Consider the following 646-nt stretch of genomic DNA (forward strand, 5'->3'; position numbering starts at 1 on the left):
CCAACGCGCGCAAGTACGCACCGGGGCCCTGTGCCGTCGACGTGGAGCTGTCCGGGCCGTTCCTGGAGATCACGGTGTCCGACACGAGCCCGGTCCTGCCACTCGCCCTGTCCGCCGACCCGGCCCGGGTCGGCGGACACGGCCTGGAGATCGTGACAGCGCTGTGCGACGGTTTCGAGGCGTGGCCCGAGCTCGTCGGCAAGCGGATCGAAGTCCGAGTCCCCGTCGAGTGTGCGGCCGGCTAGGGCCGGCCGCCCGCCACCCGTCAGGCGGTGTTGGATTCGTTCGGCTGGGGTGAGCCNCCTCTGAGCGATGCGGCCGGACGTCCGGCCAAGGGATTGCGACGCCGGGTGCTGTCCGCGCCGACCGGCCCGGATCTCAGTGGTCCCCGCACGAGGAGTTTCTCGCGCTGGGGGCGGCGGAGCCGGTCTGGGTGCGCGCCGAAGACCACAGACCGGCCGCCGGAGGCGTACAGCGGATCGCGTTCGAGGGGTTCTCGTTCCTGCTCGACACCGGACAGGTCCGGCTGCTCTGCGGGAGGGCCGGGCGGCTTGACACGAGAAAAGGGAGTCTGCGTGACCACCTACGTCATTTCCATCCCGGGCACGTTCCTGCGCGAAGTCACCGGGGCCCAGCGGACCGCTGT

1 pseudogene is annotated in these 646 nt (G+C 71.2%); it reads left to right on the forward strand.

Going from position 1 to position 646, the window contains the following annotated elements:
* A pseudogene (locus ABD374_RS01905) lies at positions 1–245 on the forward strand (ATP-binding protein); the annotation flags it as partial.
* Between the last annotated feature and the right edge of the window lie 401 nt (positions 246–646).

The sequence above is a fragment of the Streptomyces enissocaesilis genome (genome assembly GCF_039533765.1).
Classification (GTDB): Bacteria; Actinomycetota; Actinomycetes; order Streptomycetales; family Streptomycetaceae; genus Streptomyces; species Streptomyces enissocaesilis.